This window comes from Candidatus Ancaeobacter aquaticus (assembly GCA_030765405.1).
Classification (GTDB): domain Bacteria; phylum Auribacterota; class Ancaeobacteria; order Ancaeobacterales; family Ancaeobacteraceae; genus Ancaeobacter; species Ancaeobacter aquaticus.
Genome location: JAVCCP010000012.1, coordinates 1 through 3,410 on the forward strand (window position 1 = coordinate 1; position 3,410 = coordinate 3,410).

General features: G+C 33.9%; 3 protein-coding genes. All 3 read left to right on the top strand.

Features of this window, described 5'->3' with window-relative positions:
* Window positions 1–139 precede the first annotated feature (139 nt).
* Complete coding sequence (locus P9M13_01480; protein ID MDP8261958.1) at window positions 140–508, top strand: hypothetical protein; 369 nt, start codon at window positions 140–142, stop codon at window positions 506–508.
* A gap of 161 nt (window positions 509–669) precedes the next feature.
* Window positions 670–1,644 carry a hypothetical protein gene (locus tag P9M13_01485; GenBank protein ID MDP8261959.1) on the top strand — a complete coding sequence of 325 codons (975 nt, stop codon included), beginning with the start codon at window positions 670–672 and terminating at the stop codon, window positions 1,642–1,644.
* A 123-nt stretch (window positions 1,645–1,767) separates the two neighbouring features.
* On the top strand, window positions 1,768–2,475 hold the full coding sequence (locus tag P9M13_01490) for a hypothetical protein (protein MDP8261960.1): 708 nt from the start codon (window positions 1,768–1,770) through the stop codon (window positions 2,473–2,475).
* The last annotated feature ends 935 nt before the right edge of the window (window positions 2,476–3,410 follow it).

Consider the following 3,410-nt stretch of genomic DNA (forward strand, 5'->3'; position numbering starts at 1 on the left):
AGTGTGGTTGTGATCTTGTCCTTCGCGAGGAAGATGGTCTTATATTTGTTTCCTGTGTAGATTGTTCCTTTTGTGAATGTTAGCAGTTTTTCTTATTGAGGGCTGCGCATTCATTATCACGCAGAGAAGGGAGTTCGTTATGTTATATATATTTACTGTTATACGTTTCTGCTTTTGGGATTTTGTGGGTATGTTTGGTATTGCTCCTAGAGATGTTATGTATAGGGGTAGGTATTTGTATAAGGAGGTTACTGATGATGGTGGTATATATCATTGGAGGCGTACTATTAGTAGTGATTATAGAAGATATTATCGTTTTATACGGCAGTATGGTGGTGTCGAGGGGTTCCTTAGTGTGCCTTATCATCCATGGTTTTGTTATCGCATATCTACTGATACAGGTTTATGGGAGTTTGATACTAGGGACAGGAGTTATCGTCTTTTACAGTTGAGGGGTAAAAATATTTACCCCTCTAAATACTCTAAGTTCATAAAAGTATTTAGCTAGTATCTCGAACTATTTGTTTATCTTCTACTTATTCTCTTAAACTCATAATGATATGTGCATTCCATTTTATATAGAATTCTGTATAATAAGATATTGGTTGCACATTATGGAATATTATCCATTTTGGAAGGGATTATTTATGAAAATAACAAGAGATAGTTGTGATACATGATAAAATGTTCTTATACTATGGAATTCTATATAATAATATGTTAGAACCAAATAATATGAAGAAACAAAAGAAAAAATATAGTTACCCTATCATAATAAAAAATGAAATTTCTTGCCCATTTTTTCTGTCTGGCGATATACAAATTCAAAAATTAACCAAGCAAAATAAGCTTAATTTCTTTGGAATCAATGATGTTGATTTTACATGGGGTGCAAACTGCAGAATTAAATTAAGTCACGTAATAATTAACAAAATTCAAGCTGCTGAAAGCAAAGGAAGAAGAAATTATAAAGAAATAATGAAAATAGGGCTATTTGATGGTACTAACGAAATTTTAGCTTCAAATTATGTGTTAATTGTTAAAAGCCACTTTGATGAATTAAATCGTTTAATTGAGAGGATAAATATGGCTTTTAAATTATTAAGGCCAACATCAACAGGCGGTTATTTAGGTTTTGTTAGCGACGATACAGATGTTCATTTTCACCATCAATATCCTATTCCTATCAGGGGTCCTTTTGATTATTTAAAATTACAAGATCAAGATTTAATTAAAATAAAATCAATATATGAGCAGCTTGAAAAAAATAAAAGTGATAAAAAGTTGACTGGTGCATTGCTACACTTTTCAAGAGCATTAGAAAATATCTCCTACAATAAGAATGCCCGAATGGACATTCGTTTTCTCCTTTTAATGATAGTTTTAGATCTCCTATATATCCCTGATGGGCAGTCATCAGCCAGAAAAATGGCTTCTAGGATTTTCAACATTTTAAACGTCACTGGAATTACTCATCAAGAAATATGTGACCTTTATGACATTCGTAATGACATTATCCATGATGGGAGGTCAGATAGACTAACGGATAATGATTTCTATAAAATAACAGAAATTGTAAGACAATCACTGAATTTTTATCTCATTAATAAAAAAATATTTGCCAAAAATAACCTGAAAAAATAAAAATTACTAAATGTCTAAATAAAGTTCTAACAACTCGCTTCACACTGACCGAAACCCGCGCCGAAAAAACCGACACGGCTTCCGGCAGGTGAGCTTGAATGTTAGACATAAAAAATTAAAATAATGTTAAAAAAACCAATATTCTGGAAAATACTAGGTTATATTCTTTTACTGCTAGGTGCTATATTAGGTGCATCTTTAGGTGCTGTTTCTGCACCAATAAAAGGTGCATTGGCTGCTGTCGCATTCGCTATCTTAGGTAATCTTCAGATCGAAAAATCTAAAAATCTAGAAAGGGAATTAACAATAAAATCCAGACTAGATGAAGAAGCATTAGAAGCATTGGTCAAACTAAACGGTTTAATGTTTACAAGGGAAGAAATAAAGAGAAAATTCGACATTGATATTTCTATCCAAACTATTCGTTATTTAATTCAGCAAGATATAATTAAAAACGAAGTCTTTTCTTTATCCCAAAACGGTAAAATTTCCTATGGCTATTACCTAACAGATTTCGGCAAAGATGTCTTAAGAAAACATATTGGCATTATTGATTTATTCCCAGACATAATGATAGACATGTATAAAACTGCCTACTGGTTGGGGCACAAAAAAGATTTCTCTGCTAAAAAACAAGGTTTCAAAAAGATGCAAAAAAAAGATTTCGATGATTTTATAAAAAGTTTCTTCGAATATATTCCAAAAGAATTTACTAAGCTAGAAAACGATGTTTCGCATGAAGATAAAATAGGTATTTTTAGAAAATTCTTAGAAGACCAAAAAATATCGTATTCTGATAAAATGACTATAATTGACAAATGGAAAGTCTAACAATCCAATCAACCGGACTTTTTCCGTGGCTTTGCTGCTCCAAAAGCCGATTATTTGAAACGTTTACTTGTCATATGCTTATAGTCTGTATTCCATTAGACGCAAAATTAAACCCAATAAGGAATGTCGGCTTTACTCATTCATAAACAATATCTTCTTTCAAAATCCAAAGAGAAATCTTATAACAGAACAAATTGTTTATGAATAGCCTCCTTATTAAATTATCCTCTTATGTCATTATTTTAAAAAAGCCAGAACAGTTCGCAACGCCAAAAGACATTTCGCCTTTAGCGAAAAGACTTTTACCCTTCTGGTTCGCGTTGCTTTGGTGAACAGTTGGATTTATTTAAAGAACCTGTTCGCGCGGCGGTCAGGGTCAGGCGGCTACATCCGCCTTTGGCGGATTTAGCACCGCCTTTTGTGTGGCTGTTTGACCTCATAGAATATGTTTGTTGTTGTTTTATTCGTACACAGTTGATGAAGTAGCAGAAGCAGTTAAGCTCCATCCTTACACTGTTAGACGTCTTTGCCGGGAAGGGAAGATTCCTTTTTAATCTATTCCACTCCATTTCCGAAAGCTTTGTATCAACCCAGACATCCCGTTTTCATCGGGATCACTGGATTGATATGTTCGCCAGAAGATTATTCCTTTCAGTCATAAACTTCAGTCCCAGCTTTGCTGGGATTCGCTCACTACAAAACTTTCTCCAACTCCTCCTACATATTTCAATGTACCAGCTCTTTTCCATTCTGTTCATAGATCTATGTTTCTGTTTTCGCTTTCGCTCCAACAGAAATTCGTTCGCCCTTTTCGCAATTGAGACATCCTTCATTCTGAAGGAAGACTCAACTGCTGTGCTCACCATAGAACTATTCCACTTTATTTCCGAAAGCTTTGTATCAATCCAGACATCCCGTTTTCACCGGGATCACTG

Excerpts from the sequence above, each read along its gene's own strand:
- P9M13_01480 (MDP8261958.1), top strand. The coding sequence starts at position 140 with ATGTTATATATATTTACTGTTATACGTTTCTGCTTTTGGGATTTTGTG.
- P9M13_01490 (MDP8261960.1), top strand. The coding sequence starts at position 1,768 with ATGTTAAAAAAACCAATATTCTGGAAAATACTAGGTTATATTCTTTTA.